Source organism: Paracidovorax wautersii, assembly GCF_900113035.1.
GTDB lineage: Bacteria > Pseudomonadota > Gammaproteobacteria > Burkholderiales > Burkholderiaceae_C > Paracidovorax > Paracidovorax wautersii.
Genome location: NZ_FONX01000004.1, coordinates 122663 through 143471 on the forward strand (window position 1 = coordinate 122663; position 20809 = coordinate 143471).

A 20809-nucleotide genomic window follows, 5' to 3' on the forward strand; every position below is an offset into this window, starting at 1 on the left:
GCGCCGCTGGCGGGCGGCGACAATGTCGCGCCTTGCCGCAATGCAGCGCGCCTGCCCTCCCAGTCCCCGGCCTCCGGGGCCGTGCGAATTCCGTCCATGTCGTCTTCCTTCCCGATTCCCGGCGGCCGTCCCGCCGATGCTCCCGGCGGCACCCGCCGCCTCGCTTCCATCGACGCGCTGCGCGGCCTGGTCATGCTGTTCATGCTGCTGGACCATGTGCGCGAGACCTTCTTCCTGCACCACCAGGTGATCGACCCGATGGCGGTGGACAGCACCGCGCCCGCAGTCTTTTTCAGCCGCCTGCTGGCCCATGTCTGCGCGCCGGTGTTCGTCTTCCTCACGGGCGTGTCGGCCTGCCTCTACGGCGCCCGGCTGCCCGATGGCCGGGCCGCCACTGCCGTCTTCCTGGCGCAGCGCGGCCTCTTCCTCGTGCTGCTGGAACTCACCCTGGTCAACTTCGCCTGGACCTTCCAGTTCCCGCCGCAGGTCATCTACCTGCAGGTGATCTGGGTGATCGGCCTGAGCATGCTGGCGCTGGCAGCCCTGCTGTGGCTGCCGCGGCCGCTGCTGATCGCGCTGGGCCTGGCCCTGGTGGCCGGGCACAACCTGCTCGACGGGCTGCACTTCCCGCCCGGCCATGCGCTGCACGCGCCCTGGGCGGTGCTGCACGACCGGGGCTGGATACCGCTGGGCGGTGCAGGCGGCGAGGGCGCCGTGCTGCGCCTGCGCACCTCCTACCCGCTGCTGCCCTGGATCGGCGTGATCGCGCTGGGCTACGCGGCCGGCGCCTGGTTCACCCCGGCGGTGGCCGCCGCCACGCGCCAGCGCCGGCTGCTGGGCTGGGGCCTGGCGCTGCTGGCGGGCTTCGCGCTGCTGCGGGCCTGGAACGGCTATGGCGACAAGCCCTGGGCGGTGGCCGATTCGGCGCTGGTCACGGCCATGGGCTTTCTCAACATCACCAAGTACCCGCCTTCGCTGCTGTTCGTGGCGCTGACGCTGGGCGTGGGCCTGCTGCTGCTCTGGGCACTGGAGCGCCTGCCGCCCGCCAGCCGCTCGCTGCAGGTGCTGGCGGACTATGGCGCCGCGCCCATGTTCTTCTACCTGCTGCATCTCTACGTGCTGCGGCTGCTCTACGTGGCGGCGTTCGCGGTGTGGGGTGACAACCAGGGCGCGTATTTCGGCTTCGACACCATGGGCACCGTGTGGCTGGCGGCCGTGGCGCTGGCGGCGGCGCTCTACGCGCCCACGCGCGCCTTCGGCCGGTTCAAGGCGCAGCGCAAGGACATCGCCTGGCTGAAGTACCTTTGATCGGACGCGCGCGTGCAGCCCGGGTCGGATGCTATTGAAAGCATAGCTGCAGGTGCTTATGGAATGAGCGCTGCAGCCCTCCGGGGCTCCAAGATTTGACCTTGCGCGGGCAGGCCGCCCCGGCCTTGGTGACAATCGGCCGGATGAGTTCTTCGTTCCCTTCTTCTTCTTCTTCTTCTTCGTCTCCGGCCCGGCCGGCTTCCGGTCCCCGCTTCCTCGGCCTCGCCCTGGTGCTGGGCCTGCTCTCGGCCATCGGCCCCTTCGCCATCGACATGTACCTGCCGGCGCTGCCGGCCATCGGCGCCAGCCTGCGCGCCGAGGTGGGCGCTGTGCAGTGGAGCCTGACGGCCTTCTTCCTTGCGCTGGCCGTGGGACAGCTGGTCTATGGCCCGGTGTCCGACCGGGTGGGGCGCAAGCCGCCGCTCTATTTCGGGCTGGCGCTCTTCGCCGTGGCCAGCGTGGGCTGCGCGCTGGCCACGCAGATCGAGGTGCTGGTGGCGCTGCGCTTCCTGCAGGGCCTGGGCGCCGCGGCTGGCATGGCGATTCCGCGCGCCGTGGTGCGCGACCTGCATACCGGCACCGAGGCCGCCCGCCTCATGTCGCTGCTGATGCTGGTCTTCAGCGTCTCGCCCCTGCTGGCACCGCTGGCGGGCAGCGGGCTGATCGCGCTGGCCGGCTGGCGCGGCGTGTTTTGGGCCGTGGCGCTGGCGGCCCTCGCCGGGCTGGTGCTGGTGCGGCTGGCGCTTGAGGAAACGCGCACGCCGGCCCAGCGCGCCGCCCACGGCGAAGGCCCGGGCGCGCTGCGCGCCTACGGCCTGCTGCTGCGTGACATGCACTACCTGGGCCTGGTGCTGATCGGCGGCTGCTCCATGGCCGGTTTCTTCGTCTATCTGGCGGGCTCGCCCTTCGTGCTGATCGACCACTACGGCCTCAGCTCGGTGCAGTACAGCCTGGCCTTCTCGGTCAATGCGGCGGCGTTCTTCGCCTCGGCCCAGTTCACGGCGCGGCTGGGGCGGCGCTTCGGGCTGGTGCGGGTGGTGAAGGTGGCCGTGACGGTGGCAGCGGCCGTCATGGTGGCGCTGCTGGCCTATTACGGCCTGGGCGGCGACCGCCTCGCGGTGTTGCTGGTGCTGTATTTCATGGCCAGCGCGGCCATGGGGTTGGTGATCCCGACCACCTCGGTGCTGGCGCTGGAAGAGCACGGCGCCATCGCCGGCACCGCGTCGGCCCTGCTGGGCACGCTGCAGATGCTGGCGGGTGCCATCGCCATGGGCGTGGCGGGCGCCTTCGCCAACGGCAAGCCGCTGCCCATGGTGGTGGGCATGGCCTCGGGCGCGCTGCTGGGCTTCGTGCTGACCTGGCTCACGCTGGGCGGGCGGCGCGCGCACCGCGTGGCCGGGGGCGGGCGATGAGCGCTGCCAGCGCGGCGGAAACGGCGGACAGCGCGGCAGCGCCCGACGGCCTGCCGCAGCCGGCGCGCTCGCGCGCCATGCTGGTCATCATCCTGGGCCTGACGCTGGGGGTGATGGACATCAGCATCGTCAACCTGGCGCTGCCGGGCATCGCGCGCGAACTGCAGGCCGGCGCGTCCGACGCGATCTGGATCGTCAACGCCTACCAGCTCGCCGCGCTGGTGCTGCTGCTGCCGCTGGCCGCGCTGGGCGACCGCCTGGGCTACCGGCGCGTCTATCTGGTGGGCATGGCGGTGTTCACCGTGGCCTCGGTGGGGGCCATGCTGGCCACGTCGCTGAACGGGCTGATCCTGGCGCGGGCGCTGCAGGGCGCGGGCTCGGCCGGCATCATGAGCGTGAATGCGGCCATGGTGCGGCTGATCTACCCGCGTGCCCTGCTGGGCCGGGGCGTGGCGCTCAATTCGCTGGTGGTGGCGGGCGCCACCATGGCGGGGCCGTCGGTGGCGGCGGCCATCCTCTCGGTCGCCAGCTGGCCGTGGCTCTTCGCGCTCAACCTGCCGCTGGGCATCTTCACGCTGTGGCTGGGCCGGCGGGCGCTGCCTTTCAACCCGGCCAAGGCCGGCGGCAGCGGGCAGCCCATCGCGCTGCTGGACGTGGCCCTCAACATCGCCATGTTCACGCTGATCTTCATCGGCGTGGAGCGGCTGGGCGTGCGCATGGAAGGGGCTGCTGGCGCCACGGCGCAGGCGGGCGGCGCGGCCACCGGCTGGCTGCTGCTGGCGGCCGGGCTGGCGGTGGGCGCGGTGTTCCTGCGGCGGCAGTGGCCGCTGGCGGCGCCGCTCTTTCCGGTCGATCTGCTGCGCATTCCGGTGTTCGCGCTCTCCATGGGCGCCTCGGTCGGCGCCTTCTGCGCGCAGATGCTGGCCTTTCTCGCGCTGCCGTTCCTCTTCCTCGAAGTGCAGGGGCGCTCGCATGTCGAGGCGGGGCTGCTCATGACCGTCTGGCCGCTGGCCATCGTGCTGGTGGCGCCCATCGCGGGCCGGCTCATCGGCCGCATCGCCGACGGCCTGCTGGGCGGCGTGGGCATGGCGGTGTTCGCGGCCGGCCTGCTGCTGCTGGCCTGGCAGCCCGCGCATGCGGCGGCCTGGGACATCGCCTGGCGCATGGCGCTCTGCGGCGCGGGCTTCGCGCTCTTCCAGTCGCCCAACAACCACACCATCGTGACCACCGCGCCCCTGCACCGCAGCGGCGCGGCCAGCGGCATGCTGGGCACGGCGCGGCTCACCGGCCAGACGCTGGGCGCGGTGCTGCTGGCCGGCATCTTCGCCGTCTGGACGGGGCACGACGGCCGTGGCGAATCGGTGGCGCTGATGGTGGCCGCCGTGAGCGCCGTGCTCTCGGGCATCAGCAGCTCGCTGCGGGTGGTGCGGCGCTGAAGCCGGGTGCTTGCAGGTATTTTGGCCTGCAGCGCGCACCACGCCTGGGTATTACGCTATGAAATAAGTAGCTATCCGATGCGGGCCGCGACCTGCTCGGCCAGCGTGCGCGCCGTGAGCGGCGCGCAGCCCTCGGCGTGGTTGCTGATGGTCACATAGGCGTTCTGGCCGCGCTGCGTGACGCCCGCGATGGCGCGCGCCAGTTCGGCATGCAGTTCCGGGTCGGGGTGGTGGATGCGGTCGTAGGGCGCGTAGAGCTTTTCGGCGTCTTCGTAGCCGTACATGCCGTGGATGGGGTGCAGGTTCCAGCGGCAGACCAGCGGGCCGGGCCAGAGCAGGCGCAGCAGCGGCAGCTGGTCCGCCAGCGCGGGCATGCGTGCATGCAGGCCCAGGCAGTAGGTGGCGCCGCCTGCGCGCAGCACCTCGGCCAGCAGCGGCAGCACCTCGGGCGCCAGCCATTCGGGGTCGCGCACCTCCACTGCCAACACGGCGTCGGGCGCCCGGGCGGCCAGCGGCGGCTGCGCGCGCAGCATGGCGGCCAGCCGCTCGATCACTTCGGGCAGGCGCTGCAGCATGGCGGGCGGCAGCGGGCTCAGCTGGAAGACGAGCGCGCCGGCCCGTTGGCCCAGGCCTTCGAGCGCGGGCTCGACGAACTCCTGCGCCGCCAGCTCGGGGCTGAGGAAGGCGCTGTTGGGCTGCTTGCCGCGCCCGTCCTCGCTGCGCACCAGCGCATCGGTGACGAGGCTGGGCGCCTTCACGACGAAGCGGAAATCGCCCGGCACCTGCGCCGCGTAGCGGGCGTATTGCTCGGCCGTCAGTGGCCGGTAGAAGCTGCGGTCGATGCTGACGGTGCGCAGCAGCGGGTGTTGGGCATAGACGGGCAGGCCGTTCTTCGAGAGCGTGGATTCGGAATGCTCGCCGTCCCACACCAGGCCCTTCCAGCCCGGGTAGCTCCACGACGAGGTGCCCAGCCGCAGCCGGGGCGGCAGCGCCCGGCCCAGGGCCTGCAGGGCCTCGTCCCAGGCGGCGGGGTGGACGCCCGTGCGGCGGCGGGCGGGGGCGGCTACGCCTGCGATGTCGTCGTTGGCGGCTTCATCGCCCGCGGCTGCATCGGCGGCTGCGGGGGAGGACGGTGGTGGAGGCGTCGCTGCGGGCGGCCCGCCGAAAAGGTCGTCTTGCATGCCGGTGCGTGGGGTGCTCTCAGGCGCCGCCGAAGAGGCCGCCTTCGTCGAGCAGATCGAAGGCGATGGCCGGGCGCTGGTCCATGCTCTTCTTGATGGCGGCCGGGATGGCCTGCCGCGTCTTGCGGCACAGCCCGGGTTGTTCGTGGACCAGGATGGTGATGCCGCGCAGCGTGCGCACTTCGTTGGGGCTGGCGGCGATCGTCAGGCGCACGCCCAGCTGCTGGAAGAGGCGCTCCTGCATGCGGCGCAGATCCGCCAGATCGGCCAGGTTCTCCAGCCGTGCGATCAGGCGCTTTTCCTCCTCGCGCGTGAGCCGCAGGATGCGCACGTCGCCATCCGGCTGGCGCATCAGCGCTTCCCGCTCGCACGTGCAGGCGCCGGGCGGGCATTCGGTGCGGACGGGGAAGGGAAAGGGCGTCGTCATCGAGGGCGGAAAAAACAATGCGCACCGCCTGCCGGGGCAGGGGTGCGCACATTCTAGGGAGCGGGCGCCGCCAGCGCGGCGCCAGGGGATTGCGTTACTTGTAGGTCGCGCTCCAGAGGTCCCGGGGCTTGTTCAGGCCGGAGCCTGACTGCTGATCCTGCCGCCAGAGGGTCAAGGCCCGGAAGCTGTCGTCAACCCCCACCACCGGCGTGGACAGGGTCAGCATGCCGGCGGGGCCACCCAGCGACACGATCTGCGCCGCAGTGCCCCAGCCGCTGGTCGCGGAGAAAGGCCGCGCCCACAGGTCGTAGCTGTTGTTGGCGCCCAGCGCTGCGCGGTAGCTCACCATGGCATCGCCCTTGGTGTTGCAGGCCACGGAGGCTTGCGGAGAGATGTAGCTCTGCTCGGCCGGCGGGATATCCACGGGGGCTTGCCAGCCCTGGTCCACGGTGAAGCGAATCGCGGTGATCTGGCTGGGCAGGGTGACCAGAACCGCGTTGCCGGCGGCGTCGCTGCACAGGCCGGCGATGGAGTCGAAGGCGATGACCGGCCGTGTATTCCCGACCGTCACGGGCGCGCTCCAGGCACCGTTGCTCAGACGCGCTGCATAGAATCTGGAGCCGCCGACGTCGCTGCTGCCTTCCCATACGGCGGTGGTGTCGCCATTCGCCGCGATGGCGATCTTGGTGCTACCGAAGCTCTTCACCAGGTCGCCGTCGATCTCATGGCCGGTTGTCCAGCCAGATCCCTCTCTGTACTCGCTGGCGAGCATGCGGAATTTGTTGGCGTTGTTTTCGAATTGCTTCCAGATGGCGGTGGCCGTGCGCCCATCGGGGGCCGCGGCCAACTGCAGATCCTTCGCGTTTGAGCTGGCGCCGGCCAGGAAACGCACCGCGTCGCTCCAGACGCCATTGCGGTACTGCTTGACCCACGCGCCGTCGGGGGCGTTCAAGATGGTGGACACCGAGAAGGCATAGAAGGCGTTGCCGTTGTTGTCCAGGGTGATGTGATGGCTGTTGATCCAGTCGTACCCCTGGTAGAGCGTCGCTTCCGCGTCGCTGAGGACGGCCGCCGGCGCCGCATCCCAGACACCCGTGCCGGCGTTGTAGCGAATCGTGTTCACGGCCAGGTTGTTGCCCATGACTTCCGATTGCCTCCAGAGCAGGATGGCGTCGCCATTGGCGTTGACGACCACTTCGGGCAGATTGGCGCCGATGTTGCCCGTAGTGGCGAAAGCGACGGAGTTCCCCCAGCCGGTGTCGGGCGAATAGGCGCGTGCATGGACGCTGTAGAGCGTCGTGTTGTCGTTGATCTGACGCGCCTCCAGCCAGGCGGCGACGGCCTTGCCGTTCGGGGCCACCGCCAGGCGGTGGTCCGTCACTGCGGCCGCATCGTTTTCCACCAGCTGGAGCGAGCCCCAGGCGCCCGTGGCCGGCGCGGGCGATGGGGAGGGCGATGGAGACGGCGCGGGCGATGGGGAGGGCGATGGAGACGGTGAGGGCGATGGGGAGGGCGATGGAGACGGTGAGGGGGACGGAGAGGGCGAGGGGGACGGCGAGGGAGAAGGCGAGGGCGACGAAGGCGGCGGCTCGGCGATGGGGCCATCGGAACCCCCTCCGCAAGCGCTCAAGGACGCGGCTGTGAAAGCCGCCAGCGCTGCGAAAGCTGCAGCCTTGCGGTGAAGAAGGGAAGAGTTGGACATAAGGCTACGGACGAAGGAAATGTTCTCCCATGCACGCCACCCCATGTGCCGTGCCGTCGAACATGGGATGCACCGTATCGCCCGCCCTCCGATCCCAAAACCCGCTACAAGTGGGGTGGGTGTAAGCGGGTGTTCTCAATCATGGGATGAGGTGGTGGTTGGTCACATATTCCTGCCCGTCCAGCCGAACCGGATGCGAGGGCGCATCGTCCGTGTGCCGCCGCTCATCGCCCGTGGGGCAGCCCGTTCCCCATTGCGTGAAGACCTGCATGCACGAAAAAAAGCCACCCGCCGGAGGCCCCAGGTGCTGGGGGGCTCTGGCGGGTGGCGCTGTGTCGCTGCCCGGGTGGCCGGCCGTTACGGCAGGCCTTGGTGGCCCGGGGCGCTCTTCATTCAGTCAATCAGGCAGTCAATTGGCGTTCTTCAGCGACTGCTTCGCCTTCTCTGCGGAGTGCTTCGAGCGGCTCTTGTGGTACTCGGCCTTGGTCTTGTTCACCGCCTTGCCCACCGGGCCGCTTTTCTTGGCTTCGTTTTCTGCCCGCTTTTGATCGATCTTGTGCTCTGCGGAATCCGAAGCCTCGGAAGCCGCCTTGCCGATCTGCGCCGTGGCGACGGTGGCGGTGCCCATCAGGGCGAGGGCTGCGGCGATGGCGGAAAGTGTCTGGCGGTTCATGAGCGGTTTCCTGTAGGAGTTGGATGTGGGGCGATCGTGGCACGCGGGCATCCGCCACCGTGTCAGCCATGGGCCGGGCCGCTTGTAGGTAGCACCTGCTGACAAGCGGCTCCAGGCGCTATGGCAAACTCCCGCGCTTCGCTTTTTCGTCTCAGACATCGGCAGCACATGCAGCAGATCATTCGGCAGTTGGCCGCAGAAATCAGGGTCAGTGAACAACAGGTACGCGCGGCGGTGGAGCTGCTGGACGGCGGCGCCACCGTGCCCTTCATCGCGCGCTACCGCAAGGAAGTGACGGGCGGGCTGGATGACATCCAGCTGCGCGAGCTGGAGGCCCGCCTTTCCTACCTGCGCGAGCTGGAAGACCGCCGCGCCGCCGTGCTAAAGGCCATCGACGAACAGGGCAAGCTGACGGACGCCCTGCGCGCGGCCATCGCCGCCGCGCCCACCAAGCAGGAGCTGGAAGACCTCTACCTGCCCTTCAAGCAGAAGCGCCGCACCAAGGGCCAGATCGCCCGCGAATTCGGCATCGAGCCGCTGGCCGACAAGCTCTTCGCCGACCCGACGCTGGACCCGGCCGCCGAGGCCGCCGCCTTCACCCGCCCGCCCGAGGTGCTGGACGACGGCAAGCCCGGCGCCGACTTCTCCACCGTGCCGGCCGTGCTCGACGGCGTGCGCGACATCCTCTCCGAGCGCTGGGCCGAAGACGCCGCGCTGGTGCAGTCGCTGCGCGAATGGCTCTGGGCCGAGGGCCTCCTGCGCAGCAAGAAGGTGGACGGCAAGAACGAGAACGACCCCGAGGTCTCCAAGTTCCGCGACTACTTCGAGTACGACGAGCCCATCGGCCGCGTGCCCTCGCACCGGGCGCTGGCCGTGTTCCGCGGCCGGGCGCTGGAGATCCTCGAAGCCAAGCTGGTGCTGCCGGTGGAGCCGGAGCCCGGCAAGCCCAGCATCGCCGAAGGCAAGATCGCCCTGCACCTGGGCTGGAGCCATGCGGGCCGCGCGGCCGACGACCTGATCCGCAAGTGCGTGGCCTGGACCTGGCGCGTGAAGCTCAGCCTCTCCACCGAGCGCGACCTGTTCGCCCGCCTGCGCGAAGAGGCCGAGAAGGTCGCCATCAAGGTCTTCGCCGACAACCTGCGCGACCTGCTGCTGGCCGCGCCTGCCGGCCCGCGCGTGGTGATGGGGCTGGACCCGGGCATCCGCACCGGCGTGAAGGTGGCCGTGGTCGATGCCACCGGCAAGCTGGTGGACACCGCCACCGTCTATCCGCACGAGCCGCGCCGCGACTGGGACGGCAGCCTGCACACCCTGGCCAAGCTGGCCGAGAAGCACGGCGTGAACCTGATCGCCATCGGCAACGGCACCGCCAGCCGCGAGACCGACAAGCTGGCCGGCGAGCTCATCAAGATGGCCGCCAAGGTGGAGCGCAGCATCGAAAAGGTGGTGGTCAGCGAGGCCGGCGCCTCCGTCTATTCCGCCAGCGAATACGCCAGCCAGGAGATGCCCGACGTGGACGTGAGCCTGCGCGGCGCGGCCTCCATCGCCCGCCGCCTGCAGGACCCGCTGGCCGAGCTGGTCAAGATCGACCCCAAGAGCATCGGCGTGGGCCAGTACCAGCACGACGTGAACCAGAGCGAGCTGGCGCGCACCCTGGGCGCGGTGGTGGAAGATTGCGTGAACTCGGTGGGCGTGGACCTCAATACGGCCAGCGTGCCGCTGCTCTCGCGCGTCTCGGGCCTGTCGGGCAGCGTGGCCAAGGCCGTGGTGCGCTGGCGCGAGGCCAACGGCGCGTTCAAGAGTCGCAAGCAGCTGATGGACGTGAGCGGCCTGGGCGCCAAGACCTTCGAGCAGAGCGCGGGCTTCCTGCGCATCCGCGGCGGCGACAACCCGCTGGACATGACCGGCGTGCACCCCGAGACCTATCCGGTGGTCGAGCAGATCATGGAGAAGACCGGCAAGCCGGTGGTCGAGCTGATGGGCCGCTCCGACATGCTCAAGACCCTCAAGCCCGAACTCTTCGCCAACGAGAAGTTCGGAGTCATCACCGTCAAGGACATCCTGGGCGAGCTGGAGAAGCCCGGCCGCGACCCGCGCCCGGACTTCAAGGTGGCCCGCTTCAACGACGGCGTGGAAGACATCAAGGACCTGAAGGAAGGCATGGTGCTGGAGGGCACGGTGAGCAACGTGGCCCAGTTCGGCGCCTTCATCGACCTGGGCGTGCACCAGGACGGCCTGGTCCACGTCAGCCAGCTGAGCCACAAGTTCGTGAACGACGCGCGCGAGGTGGTCAAGACCGGCGACATCGTCAAGGTGAAGGTGATGGAGGTCGATGTGGAGCGCAAGCGCATCGGCCTGACCATGAAGCTGGATGCCGCGCCCGCCCGCCGCGACGGCCCGCGTGACAACCGCTTCGAAGGCGCCGGCCGTGGCCAGCACGCCGCGCCGCGCCGCCAGAACGAGCCCGCCGCCCCGTCGGCCATGGCATCGGCCTTCGCCAAGCTGCAGCAGGGACGGCGCTGAGCGCCCAGGCGCGGGTAAGCGCCTGCCCAGGACGGCGTGCGGGGCGGGATAATGGGCGTACTTTGACCCACCCCGAGGCACGCCCCACCGTCCCATGGAGCTGAACGCCCTCCTGGCCCAACCCGTCGCTCTGCCCAGCCTGCCCAAGGCCGTGGCGCTGCTCATGAGCGAGCTGGCCGCGCCCGAACCCGATCTGCGCCGCCTGAACCTGCTGTTCGGCAGCGATCCGGCCCTGGCCGCCCGGCTCTTGCAGCAGGCCAATGCGCCCGCTGCCGGCGCCCAGGGGCTGGTCGCCGGCATCCCTGAGGCGCTGGCCCTGCTGGGGCTGCGCCAGCTGCGCGATCTGGTCGCCTCGGCGCCGCTGGGCACTTCCGCCGGCTCGGTGCCGGGCGTGAATCTGCCGCAGTTCTGGCGCTACAGCCTGCGCACGGCCAAGCTGGCCCGCTCGCTCGCCGGCATCGTCCACCAGAACCCGCTGGCCGCCTACACGGCCGGCCTGCTGCATGGCCTGGGCGAACTGGTCCTGCACCTGCGCAACCCCGCGCAAGCCCATTCCCTCGACACGCTGGCCCCCCCGCTGGACCTGCGCCGCGCCCGGCTGGAGATGCGGCTGATGAGCTACTGCTACGCCCACGTCAGCGCCGGCATGGCGCTGCAATGGCACCTGCCGCTCATGGTGACCGACGCCATGGAATACCACTGCGCGCCGTTCGAGAACGGAGTCTATGAACCCCTGGCCGGCGTGCTGCATTTGGCCGCTTGGCGCGCCCGTGCGGCCGAGGCCGGGCTGGACGAGCGCGAACTGGCGGTGAGCTTTCCCGGCGAAGTCGGCGTGGCGCTGGGCCTGGACATCGACATGGTGCTGCAGCAGGACCCGATCGACTGGTCGCCCCGCGCCGCGTCGGATGGCGAGGGCCCGGCAGCATGAGCTGCCCGGGGCGGGCGGGCGCATCGCGGTGAAGGCCCTGTGCATCCATGCCGGCCCCGGTGCGCTGCGCCATCTGCGCGCGCAAGGCGGCCTGCGGCCCGAAGACGTGGGCGTGGTGCCCGCGGCGGCCGGCGGGCCCAAGGGCCTGATCCTGGGGCCGCTGGACCGCTTTCTCTTCGGCGAATGGCTGGCCGCGGCGAACCACCCCGTGCACCTGGTGGGCGCCTCCATCGGCGCCTGGCGCATGGCCACGGCCTGCCTGGGCACGGGCGCGGTGGCCGCCTTCGAGCGGCTGGAGCACGACTACATCCACCAGACCTACGACGTGCCGCCGGGCGCGCGCCGGCCCACGCCGGTGCACGTCAGCGAACGCTTCGGCGCCAATCTGCGTGCCTTCTTCGGCGGGCAGGCCGGGGCCTTGTTGGCGCATCCACGCTACCGGCTGCACATCGTCACCGCACGCGGGCGGCACCTGCTGCGGCGCGAGCATTGCTGGGCCACGCCCCTGGGCTATCTGGGCGCCTTCGCCACCAACGCCGTGCATCGGCCCGCGCTGGGCGGCTGGCTGCAGCGCGTGGTGTTCTCGTCGGGGCAGGGCGGGGCGGATACCGGCGCGGGCCCGGCGCCGCTGCCTTTCGACACGGGCGACTTCTCCACCCGGCAGGTGGCGCTGACGGAGCAGAACTTCATGCCCGCGCTGCAGGCCAGCTGCTCCATCCCGTTCGTGCTGCAGGCCGTGCACGACATTCCCGGCGCGCCCCGCGGCGCGTATTGGGACGGCGGCATCACCGATTACCACCTGCACCTGCGCTACCGCCGCTCCGCTGGGCGGCTCTCGGAGTTGGATGCTATCGAATCCATAGCTACCAGCCCTGTTGAATCAAGCGCTGGCGGCCAGAATGGCACTGAATTCGGCAGCGCCCACGGTGACGGTGACGGTGGCGCTGAGCTGGTGCTCTACCCCCACTTCCAGCACCGCGTGGTGCCCGGCTGGCTGGACAAGAGCCTGCGCTGGCGGCACCGCAGCACGTCTGCGCTCAGCCACATGATCGTGCTCTCGCCCCACCCCGACTGGGTGGCCGCGCTGCCCCGCGCCAAGCTGCCCGACCGCAACGACTTCACCCACTACGGCACCGACACCGCAGCCCGCGTGCGCGCCTGGAGCGCCGCCACGTCCGCCAGCCGGCAACTGGCCGATGAGTGGGCCGAATGGCTGCGCCGGCCGGACCTGGGCCGCGTGCAGCCGCTCTGAGCGCCGCGGCTCAAGGCCGCGCCCATCGACGACGGCGCTCCGGCTCACATCGAGGCGCGCAGCATTTCCCGGTAATCCGCCGCCGTCGCCTCGCGCGGATTGGTCTTGTGGCAGTGGTCGGCCAGGGCGCCGCGAATGACGTCGTCGAACAGATCCTCGGTCACGCCCATGGCCGCCAGGCCCGTGGGCAGGCCCAGGCGGGCGCTCATGTCGCGCACGGCCTCGGGCACGTCGCCCGCGCTGGTCAGGCCCATGGCATGGGCCATGCGCTCCAGCCGCCGGCTCTGCCGCACCGCATCGGCCTGGGCATTGAAGCGGATCACGGCCGGTAGGAACACGGCATTGAGCGTGCCGTGGTGCAGGCGCGGGTTCACGCCGCCCAGGCTGTGGCTGAGCGAATGCACGCAGCCCAGGCCCTTCTGGAAGGCCATGGCGCCCTGCATGCTGGCGCTCATCATGTTCAGGCGTGCCTCCCGGTCGCTGCCGTCGCGGGTGGCGCGCTCGATGTGCGCCCAGCCGCGCTCCAGCCCGTCCAGCGCGATGCCGTCGGCCGGCGGGTTGAAGGCCGACGACATGAAGGTCTCCATGCAATGCGCGATCGCGTCCATGCCCGTGGCGGCCGTCAGCTGCGGCGGCAGGCCCAGCGTCAGGCCGGGATCGCAGAGCGCGGTGCGCGGCACGATGTGCCAGGAATGGAAGCCCAGCTTGCGGTGGTCGTCCACGATGATGATGGCGCCGCGCGCCACCTCGCTGCCCGTGCCGCTGGTGGTGGGCACGGCGATGATCGGCGCCACGCGCTCGGTGATCTTCGGCGAGCCGCCCTCGATGGTCGCGTAGGTCTTGAGCGGCCCTTCATGCGTCGCCGCGATGGCGATGCCCTTGGCGCAGTCGATCGCCGAGCCCCCACCCACGGCGATCAGCCCGTCGCATTGCCGGGCGCGGTAGATGTCCACCGCGGCCCGCACGGCGGCCTCGGTCGGGTTCGAGGGCGTCTGGTCGAACACCGCCACATCGTCCATGCCCGCGAGCGCATCCAGCGCCTGCTGCAGCACGCCAGCGGCCTTCACGCCCGGGTCGGTCACCACCAGCGGGCGGGTGATGCCCACGCGCTGGCATTCCTGCTGCAGCAGCTGGATGGCGCCGAACTCGAACTGGATCTGGGTGACGTAATTGATGAAAGCCATGGTGCGCGCGATCCCGGGTTGTGATGAGATGGGCCCTCCACCCTACAAGCAGGATCGCGCAATGACCATGAAGCAAACCCTCACGGCGTGGGCCGCCGTCGCCATCGCGACAGCCGCGGCGGGTATCGCGCCAGCCCGGGCGGAATGCCTGAGCCCCGCCCAGGTGGCCGACCTGGCGCAGCACTACATGGACCGCACGCCCGCGCCCAACTTCCCGACCCAGTCGGCGGCCGATGGCGCCTGCACCCGGGCCCGCTTCAACCAGCTGCTGGCCCAGAAGCTGGGCAAGGTCGTGGGCTACAAGGCGGGCCTCACCAACCCGGCGGTGCAAAAGCGCTTCAGCACCGACCAGCCCGTCTGGGGCAAGCTCTACGAGGGCATGCTGCGGCCCAACGGGCTGGCGGTGGAAGCCGCCTTTGGCGCCCGCCCGCTCTACGAGGCCGACATGCTGGTGCGCGTGAAGAGCGCGGCCATCAACCATGCGCGCACGCCCATGGACGTGCTCGACCACATCGACCAGATCATCCCCTTCATCGAACTGCCCGACCTGCTGGTGCAGTCGCCCCCGCAGCTCAACGGCCCCGGTGTCGCGGCCATCAACGTCGGCGCCCGCCTGGGCGTGGCCGGCGAGCCCATCGGCATCCCCGCAACGCGTGGCGAGCGCTACGCCCTGCTGGAGGCGCTGGAGCGCATGAGCGTGCAGCTGACCAACGAGCGGGGCGAGCTGCTGGCCCCCGCAGGCAAGGGCAGCGACATCCTGGGCCACCCGCTGCAGGCGGTGGTCTGGCTGGCGCAGGCGCTGCGAAAGGAAGAGATCACGCTGCAGCCTGGCGATCTGGTCAGCCTGGGCTCGTTCTCGCCGCTGCTGCCGCCGCGCGCAGGCCTTGCCGTGACTGCAACCTATCTGGGGCTACCTGGCGCCAAGCCCGTGACGGTGTCGTTCAAATAAGCCAACTGCACAGGACCAAAGCAGCGGTAGGGCAGGGGGGAAACGACAAGAACAAAAGAAAGGGCACCTGGTATGGGGTGCCCTTGATCTTTTCGGCTTCCGGCATCGCTGCCGTGTCGCTGTCGAGGTTTGTCCGAACGGTGCCAAGTCGGCCGCCGTCCGTCGTCTTCAACCTACCCGGCCGTAACGGTCGGAAAAGCGCACGATGTCGTCCTCGCCCAGATACGAGCCCGACTGCACCTCGATCAGTTCCAGCGGAATCTTGCCCGGGTTCTCCAGCGCATGGATCACGCCGAGCGGGATGTAGGTGGACTGGTTCTCGCCCAGCAGAATCTCCTTGTCGCCGATCTGCACCTTGGCCGTGCCCGACACCACGATCCAGTGCTCGGCGCGGTGATGGTGCATCTGCACCGACAGCTTCTCGCCCGGATTCACCGTGATGCACTTGACCTGGTAGCGGTCGCCCTTGTCGATGGAGTCGTAGGCCCCCCAGGGGCGATACACCTTGCGGTGCGCCGACGCTTCGGAACGGCCCTGGGCCTTGAGTTGCTCGACGATCTTCTTGACGTCCTGCACCTTGGACTTGTCCGCCACCAGCACGGCGTCGGCGGTTTCCACCACCACCACGTCGTCCAGGCCCAGCACGGACACCAGGCGGTGCTCCGCATGCACATGGCTGTTGTGCACATCGTGGGCAAGCACGTCGCCGCGCAGCGAGTTGCCTTGCTCGTCCTTGGCGCTCACCTGCCACACGGCATTCCAGGCGCCCACGTCGCTCCAGCCGGCACGCAGCGGCACGACCACTGCCTTGTCGGTCTTCTCCATCACGGCGTAGTCGATGGAATCCTCGGGCGACTTGGAGAAGGCGGCGGCATCCAGGCGCACGAAATCCAGATCCTTCTTGCCCTGCTCGACGGCAGCTCGGGCCGCCTGGGCAATGGAAGGCGCGAAGCGTTCCAGCTCCTGCAGATAGGCCGAGGCCTTGAAGAGGAACATGCCGCTGTTCCAGAGATGGCGGCCGCCATCCACATACGTCTTGGCTGTGGCCAGATCGGGCTTCTCGACGAAGGCCTGCACGGCGACCGGCGCCACCGGCTGGGCTGCATCCAGCCGCTCAGCCACGCTGATGTAGCCATAGCCGGTCTCGGGCGCCGTGGGCACGATGCCGAAAGTCACCAGCTTGCCGGCTTCCGCAGCCGGCATGCCGGCTCGCACGCTGTCGTGGAAGGCGGCGGTGTCGGGAATGACGTGGTCTGCCGCCAGCACCAGCAGCAGGGGGTCATGACCATCGGCCATGGCTGCGACGGCCGCTGCCGCAATTGCCGGCGCGGTATTGCGCGCCACTGGCTCCAGCACGATGGCATGTGCTGACAAACCTATCTCGCGCAGTTGCTCCGCCACGATGAAACGGTGCCCGTCATTGCAGACCACCAAGGGCTTTGCCGGCCGCTTCCCATCGAAGCCAGTCAACCGCTCAATGGTGAGTTGAAAGAGCGTTTTTTGCTCAGTAAGACCGAGGAATTGCTTAGGGTAGCCCGCCCTTGACAGAGGCCAGAGTCGCGTGCCGGAGCCGCCAGAGAGGATAACTGGGATCATTTTTTTGCTGGAAAACGGCGCCTAGCTCACAACAGCATGAATAGGCTAACCAATAGATGAGAGATTTCGATGCCGAAGTGTGCATCTGAAGAACAGCCGTATGATTGTTTCATGGCTCAAAAGCAAATTAAGTACGTGGGCCTCATAAGTGCCGGACAGCCAAAATCTTCAACCTGAAGCTCTGACAGGTGTACAAACTGTCCGTGGAGTTCAGACCAGTTGTCCAGTGTAAGGCTAGTTGTGAACCGTCAAGAGGTTATTTGCAGATTTGAGCCTGGACATCGGAGCGGTGTGACCAATGCCGCTGTGTGGCCTGTGCTAGTTGTAGTGGTGCTGCCAGCTCGCCAGGGCAGTGATCCGTGACCTGCTCGGTTTAATCGAGACAGTTTTAACTAGAAGACGGCGAGTTGCAGGATATGGCGGGGTTGCTGCTTGAACTCCACCGGGGTCAAGTATTGCAGGCTGCTATGGGGCCGCACCTCGTTGTAGTGGACCCGCCATGCCTCGATTAGGACGGCAGCCTCGCGGCGCGAGCGGAACCACTCGATGGACAGGCACTCGTCCCGGAACTTGCCGTTGAAGCTCTCGTCGGTGCCGTTCTGCCATGGCTTGCCAGGCTCGTTGAGCACAGTGGCGATCCCCGAATGCGCGATCCACTCCAGGATGGCGTGGCTGACGAACTCCGGCCCGTTGTCCGACCGCATGAACAGCGGCGCGCCGTGCAAGCTCACCAGTCGCGACAGCACTTCGATCACGCGCCTGGAACGAATGGCTCCGGCCACGTCGATGGCCAGGCATTCCCTGGTGTACTCGTCCACGACGGTCAGACACTTGATCTGTTGACCGCTGGCTGTGGTGTCGAAGACGAAGTCGTAGGCCCAGACCATGTTGGCCTTGAAGGGCATGTGGATGCGTGGGCGTCCCGAGGCGATGCGCTTGCGTGGACTTTTGCGGGGCACCAGCAGTCCCGCCTGGCGCCACAGCCGATGCGTGCGCGACCAACTGAGCTCAAGGCCCTTGCGGCGCAGGAAGATCCGGATGCGGCGGTAGCCGTAACGCGGGTACTGCGCCGCGAGTTCCCGCATTGCAGCGAGCACCGGGGCATCCTTGGTCGGCAGGCGCAACTGGTAGCTCGGTGTGGCCCGAGACATTCCGATCAGCCCGCAGGCGCGGCGCAGACTAAGCCCCCGTGCACGCACGAAGTCCAACTGCTCGCGCCGCGCCAGCGGGCGCACCATTTTTTTTCGTTTATCTCCTTGAGGATCTCAACGTCTAGATCGTGCTCGGCCAGCAGTTTCTTCAGGCGGCTGTTCTCAAGCTCCAGTGCCTTGAGCCGTTTGACATCGGCCGCCTCCATTTGACCGAAGTGCTTGCGCCAAGCGTAGATCGTGGCATCGCTGACCTTGTAGCAAGGCGTGCATCGCCACCGCTTCGAATTGCTGCAACACGCCAGCCGGGTGATCGCGGACTGGATCCATTTCTACAACCACCAGCGCCCACATCAGGCGCTGAACATGAGGACTCCCGCTAAGGCATTTGCATTAGCGGCATGACCTGAGCAGGTTTTTCTGGGTCGATACAGGCAGGCCTTCCTGCGTGACCACAACTTGGTCAGCAGCATGAGCCGGCGCGGCAACTGCCACGACAACCCCGTGGCCGAGAGCTTCTTCCAACTGCTCAAGCGCGAACGTATTCGCCGCCGCACCTACACGACCCGCAGCGACGCAAGCAGCGATGTCTTCAACTACATCGAGATATTCTACAACTTCCAGCGCCGCCATTCATCGGCAGCTGGGCAATCGCCGGTAGAGCTCGAACAGCAACATTCCCAATGGCTCAAAAGTGCCTAGAAAAACCGGGGCGATTTACCACTGCCTTGGCGAGCTGGCAGCACCACTACAACTGGCACAGGCCACACAGCGGCATTGGTCACACCGCTCCGATGTCCAGGCTCAAATCTGCAAATGACCTCTTGACGGTTCAAAGCTAACGATTGAGAAATATTCAAATCAATAAAGAAGATAGAGAGCATTGCCCGGAAGGTTTCCTGTAGCGGAAATCAAGCTCGCGCTGATGTCTTCAATTACATCGAATGATTCTAAAATTCAACGCACAGGCATTCGGCGCTGGGTTACGTCAGCCCAGCACAGTTGCTCGGGCAGACTCAAGAAATTGCGGCCGGTGTCACTGAGCCAGCCGGCAGCAGCCCCGTCAGCGTTTCGCGCTCCAAGGCCATGTGCACCCAGTCAACCACTCCGCCACTGGGCTGGTAGCCGCTAACAAGCTCCTGGAGTACGGCACGAATCCCGGACACGTCATTTACAACTATCGCATGGCTCAGGGTATTGAGTCGGGACTCCAACTGCGACCAAGGAAGGAACTGTTCGTGAGCCTTCATGATGCGCTGATGCTGGGTCGACTTGGGATTGTCGCCAATCAGCAGTTCCTCATACAGCTTTTCGCCGGGGCGCAGGCCTGTTACGATCAGTTCAATGTCGCCCTCAGGGTGGAGTTCATCGCGGACAGTCAAGCCTGACAACTCTATCATACGACGCGCCAAGTCGATAATCTTTACCGGCTGGCCCATGTCCAGTACGAACACGTCTCCACCTTGTCCCATGGCACCAGCCTGGATCACCAGTTGGGCCGCCTCGGGAATCGTCATGAAGTAGCGGGTAATTTCGGCATGCGTCAGCGTGACGGGGCCGCCATTGCTAATCTGCTGCCTAAAGAGCGGGACCACGGAGCCACTGGAACCCAGCACGTTACCGAAACGCACCATTGAGAACACTGTGGGTGTACCCAAATTCTGCTCGGCCAAGGCCTGCAACACCATCTCTGCCAATCGCTTGGTGGCACCCATGATATTGGTAGGCCGAACCGCTTTATCCGTACTGATTAACACAAAGTTGCGCACGCCATTACGCGCAGCCGCCTCCGCGCACACACGCGTGCCCCAGACGTTATTGCGTACGCCTTCTGCTGGATTGTGCTCAACCAGTGGCACATGCTTGTAGGCCGCTGCGTGATACACGGTATGCGGTTGCCAAGTTTTCATGATTTCCTGCATACGTGCCTTGTCGCAAACAGAGGCTAGCAACGGAACAATCTCGACTTCTGCGTCTTGTGATGGATGGAGCTCCAGAGTGGACGGTGTCTCATCGCTTACCCCCGCTGCTGACTCGCTCGTACTACGCCGTTCGCCGCTCAGAATGACCTGCAATTCCTGATGGATTTGATAAAGGGCAAATTCACTCATCTCCACAAGCAGCAACTGTTTAGGGCTGGTCTTGAGAATCTGGCGGCAGAGTTCACTACCGATACTGCCACCCGCGCCGGTGACCAGCACCGTTTTCCCGTGGGTACTGAGATTCAGCAGCAACCCATTAGGTTTGACGGGTTCACGGCCCAAAAGATCGTCAATGTCCAACTCGCGTACATCGCCCAAGCTGACTTTTCCCGTTGCGATATCGCTCAGACCGGGTAGGGTGCGCACGGCTACTTTGTGGGGCTTGAGGCTGTTCAGAATCTCATTGCGCCGTTGCCGCGAAATGCTAGGCAGCGCCAACAGCACATCAGTGATAGGCGATACATTGAAAATCTTCGAGAGCTCTGCTGGGTTGTGGATAGGCAAACCGTTGAGGACATGCCCATGAAGCCGATCATCGTCGTCCAGGAAACCCACAACATGGATTTCCGGGCTGTTGGCCATGGCGGAGGCCAGTTGTCGACCTGCGTGTCCGGCGCCATAAACTAGCACCTGGGGCAGCGTTGCTTTGCGAAGTTGCTGGTGGTACAAGCCGCCCAGCCATATTCGGGCCGCAGCACGTGACGCCCCTACCAACATCAACAACATCATGGGTTGGATAAAGCCAACTGTTCGAGGGATACCTTCCACGCCCCAGAACGTGAAGACGGCTGCAAATGCCGTGGTGTACAGCACCATGGCACGTGCGACGGCCACCATAGCTGCCAGTCCGGTGTAACGAAATATTGCACGGTAAAAGCCAGATGTAATGAAAATAGGCAAGGCGAGTATCACTGAAACCACACTCGCTAAAAGGACTGAGGAATCTAGCAATACCCAGAACCCTAGACGCAAGTAAAAGGCGAGCCAGACAGAGATGATGCAAAGGCACCCATCTAGCGTCAGGACCACCCCACGCTTGACCGAGCGTGGCAGAGATAGTGCCCGCGCGGCCCAACGTCCCAGGGCATGCATCATGGCGTCACCTCTG

General features: G+C 67.2%; 15 protein-coding genes and 4 pseudogenes. 10 read left to right on the top strand and 9 right to left on the bottom strand.

The window, feature by feature from the left end; translation table 11 throughout:
• Nucleotides 1-96 precede the first annotated feature (96 nt).
• The 3 genes from BM070_RS07550 (at nt 97) to BM070_RS07560 (ending at nt 4156) form a co-directional block, all read left to right on the top strand.
• The gene (locus tag BM070_RS07550) at nt 97-1308 is read left to right on the top strand and encodes an acetyltransferase domain-containing protein (protein ID WP_092939056.1); all 1212 of its coding nucleotides are present in this window, start codon (nt 97-99) and stop codon (nt 1306-1308) included.
• A gap of 143 nt (nt 1309-1451) precedes the next feature.
• The gene (locus tag BM070_RS07555; RefSeq protein WP_092939057.1) at nt 1452-2720 is read left to right on the top strand and encodes a multidrug effflux MFS transporter; all 1269 of its coding nucleotides are present in this window, start codon (nt 1452-1454) and stop codon (nt 2718-2720) included.
• Nucleotides 2717-4156, top strand: coding sequence for an MFS transporter (locus BM070_RS07560; RefSeq protein ID WP_092939058.1), 1440 nt, complete (start codon nt 2717-2719; stop codon nt 4154-4156). Before BM070_RS07555 ends, BM070_RS07560 begins: the two co-directional genes overlap by 4 nt.
• 71 nt (nt 4157-4227) lie before the next feature.
• On the opposite strand, the gene BM070_RS07565 is transcribed toward BM070_RS07560, so the two are convergent.
• From BM070_RS07565 to BM070_RS07580, 4 genes are all read right to left on the bottom strand, one after another.
• Nucleotides 4228-5337 (bottom strand): DUF72 domain-containing protein, encoded by a 1110-nt coding sequence (locus BM070_RS07565; protein WP_092939059.1) that lies wholly within the window; start codon nt 5335-5337, stop codon nt 4228-4230.
• A gap of 19 nt (nt 5338-5356) precedes the next feature.
• Nucleotides 5357-5764: a hypothetical protein gene (locus tag BM070_RS07570; RefSeq protein ID WP_092939060.1), complete on the bottom strand. Its 408-nt coding sequence runs from the start codon at nt 5762-5764 to the stop codon at nt 5357-5359.
• A gap of 94 nt (nt 5765-5858) precedes the next feature.
• Complete coding sequence (locus BM070_RS24765; protein WP_175518452.1) at nt 5859-7124, bottom strand: hypothetical protein; 1266 nt, start codon at nt 7122-7124, stop codon at nt 5859-5861.
• A 751-nt stretch (nt 7125-7875) separates the two neighbouring features.
• Nucleotides 7876-8139: a hypothetical protein gene (locus BM070_RS07580; RefSeq protein WP_092939062.1), complete on the bottom strand. Its 264-nt coding sequence runs from the start codon at nt 8137-8139 to the stop codon at nt 7876-7878.
• Nucleotides 8140-8307: 168 nt separating this feature from the next.
• Between BM070_RS07580 and BM070_RS07585 the strand changes: the two genes are divergently transcribed.
• From BM070_RS07585 to BM070_RS07595, 3 genes are all read left to right on the top strand, one after another.
• Nucleotides 8308-10662, top strand: a complete 2355-nt coding sequence (locus tag BM070_RS07585; protein WP_092939063.1) for a Tex family protein — start codon at nt 8308-8310, stop codon at nt 10660-10662.
• 94 nt (nt 10663-10756) lie between these two features.
• Nucleotides 10757-11590: an HDOD domain-containing protein gene (locus BM070_RS07590; protein WP_092939064.1), complete on the top strand. Its 834-nt coding sequence runs from the start codon at nt 10757-10759 to the stop codon at nt 11588-11590.
• Nucleotides 11591-11618: 28 nt separating this feature from the next.
• On the top strand, nt 11619-12842 hold the full coding sequence (locus tag BM070_RS07595; protein WP_092939237.1) for a patatin-like phospholipase family protein: 1224 nt from the start codon (nt 11619-11621) through the stop codon (nt 12840-12842).
• A gap of 44 nt (nt 12843-12886) precedes the next feature.
• On the opposite strand, the gene gbd is transcribed toward BM070_RS07595, so the two are convergent.
• Nucleotides 12887-14026, bottom strand: a complete 1140-nt coding sequence (gbd, locus tag BM070_RS07600; protein WP_092939065.1) for a 4-hydroxybutyrate dehydrogenase — start codon at nt 14024-14026, stop codon at nt 12887-12889.
• A gap of 61 nt (nt 14027-14087) precedes the next feature.
• Here gbd and BM070_RS07605 point away from each other — a divergent pair, with 61 nt between their 5' ends.
• Nucleotides 14088-14975: a 2-keto-4-pentenoate hydratase gene (locus BM070_RS07605; protein ID WP_092939066.1), complete on the top strand. Its 888-nt coding sequence runs from the start codon at nt 14088-14090 to the stop codon at nt 14973-14975.
• Between the two features lie 168 nt (nt 14976-15143).
• Here BM070_RS07605 and BM070_RS07610 read toward each other — a convergent pair whose 3' ends face one another.
• The 3 genes and pseudogenes from BM070_RS07610 to BM070_RS07615 form a co-directional block, all read right to left on the bottom strand.
• Nucleotides 15144-16571, bottom strand: coding sequence for a mannose-1-phosphate guanylyltransferase/mannose-6-phosphate isomerase (locus BM070_RS07610; protein WP_092939067.1), 1428 nt, complete (start codon nt 16569-16571; stop codon nt 15144-15146).
• Nucleotides 16572-16805: 234 nt separating this feature from the next.
• Nucleotides 16806-16940: pseudogene (locus BM070_RS25305) on the bottom strand (integrase core domain-containing protein); the annotation flags it as partial.
• 23 nt (nt 16941-16963) lie between these two features.
• Nucleotides 16964-17973, bottom strand: a pseudogene (locus BM070_RS07615) (IS3 family transposase); the annotation flags it as partial.
• Between the two features lie 13 nt (nt 17974-17986).
• Here BM070_RS07615 and BM070_RS07625 point away from each other — a divergent pair.
• The 3 genes and pseudogenes from BM070_RS07625 to BM070_RS24140 form a co-directional block, all read left to right on the top strand.
• Entirely contained in the window at nt 17987-18124 is a 138-nt protein-coding gene (locus BM070_RS07625) for an integrase core domain-containing protein (protein ID WP_434803175.1), read from the top strand.
• Between the two features lie 30 nt (nt 18125-18154).
• Nucleotides 18155-18421 (top strand): annotated as a pseudogene (locus BM070_RS07630) (IS3 family transposase); the annotation flags it as partial.
• Between the two features lie 23 nt (nt 18422-18444).
• Nucleotides 18445-18561, top strand: a pseudogene (locus BM070_RS24140) (integrase core domain-containing protein); the annotation flags it as partial.
• Nucleotides 18562-18735: 174 nt separating this feature from the next.
• Here BM070_RS24140 and BM070_RS07635 read toward each other — a convergent pair.
• A complete protein-coding gene (locus BM070_RS07635; protein ID WP_245785142.1) occupies nt 18736-20796 on the bottom strand; it encodes a polysaccharide biosynthesis protein in 2061 nt (686 codons plus the stop codon).
• Between the last annotated feature and the right edge of the window lie 13 nt (nt 20797-20809).

Coding starts and splice junctions, on each gene's coding strand:
- BM070_RS07550 (WP_092939056.1), top strand. CDS start 97: ATGTCGTCTTCCTTCCCGATTCCCGGCGGCCGTCCCGCCGATGCTCCC.
- BM070_RS07555 (WP_092939057.1), top strand. CDS start 1,452: ATGAGTTCTTCGTTCCCTTCTTCTTCTTCTTCTTCTTCGTCTCCGGCC.
- BM070_RS07560 (WP_092939058.1), top strand. CDS start 2,717: ATGAGCGCTGCCAGCGCGGCGGAAACGGCGGACAGCGCGGCAGCGCCC.
- BM070_RS07565 (WP_092939059.1), bottom strand. CDS start 5,337: ATGCAAGACGACCTTTTCGGCGGGCCGCCCGCAGCGACGCCTCCACCA.
- BM070_RS07570 (WP_092939060.1), bottom strand. CDS start 5,764: ATGACGACGCCCTTTCCCTTCCCCGTCCGCACCGAATGCCCGCCCGGC.
- BM070_RS07580 (WP_092939062.1), bottom strand. CDS start 8,139: ATGAACCGCCAGACACTTTCCGCCATCGCCGCAGCCCTCGCCCTGATG.
- BM070_RS07585 (WP_092939063.1), top strand. CDS start 8,308: ATGCAGCAGATCATTCGGCAGTTGGCCGCAGAAATCAGGGTCAGTGAA.
- BM070_RS07590 (WP_092939064.1), top strand. CDS start 10,757: ATGGAGCTGAACGCCCTCCTGGCCCAACCCGTCGCTCTGCCCAGCCTG.
- gbd (WP_092939065.1), bottom strand. CDS start 14,026: ATGGCTTTCATCAATTACGTCACCCAGATCCAGTTCGAGTTCGGCGCC.
- BM070_RS07605 (WP_092939066.1), top strand. CDS start 14,088: ATGACCATGAAGCAAACCCTCACGGCGTGGGCCGCCGTCGCCATCGCG.
- BM070_RS07610 (WP_092939067.1), bottom strand. CDS start 16,571: ATGATCCCAGTTATCCTCTCTGGCGGCTCCGGCACGCGACTCTGGCCT.
- BM070_RS07635 (WP_245785142.1), bottom strand. CDS start 20,796: ATGATGCATGCCCTGGGACGTTGGGCCGCGCGGGCACTATCTCTGCCA.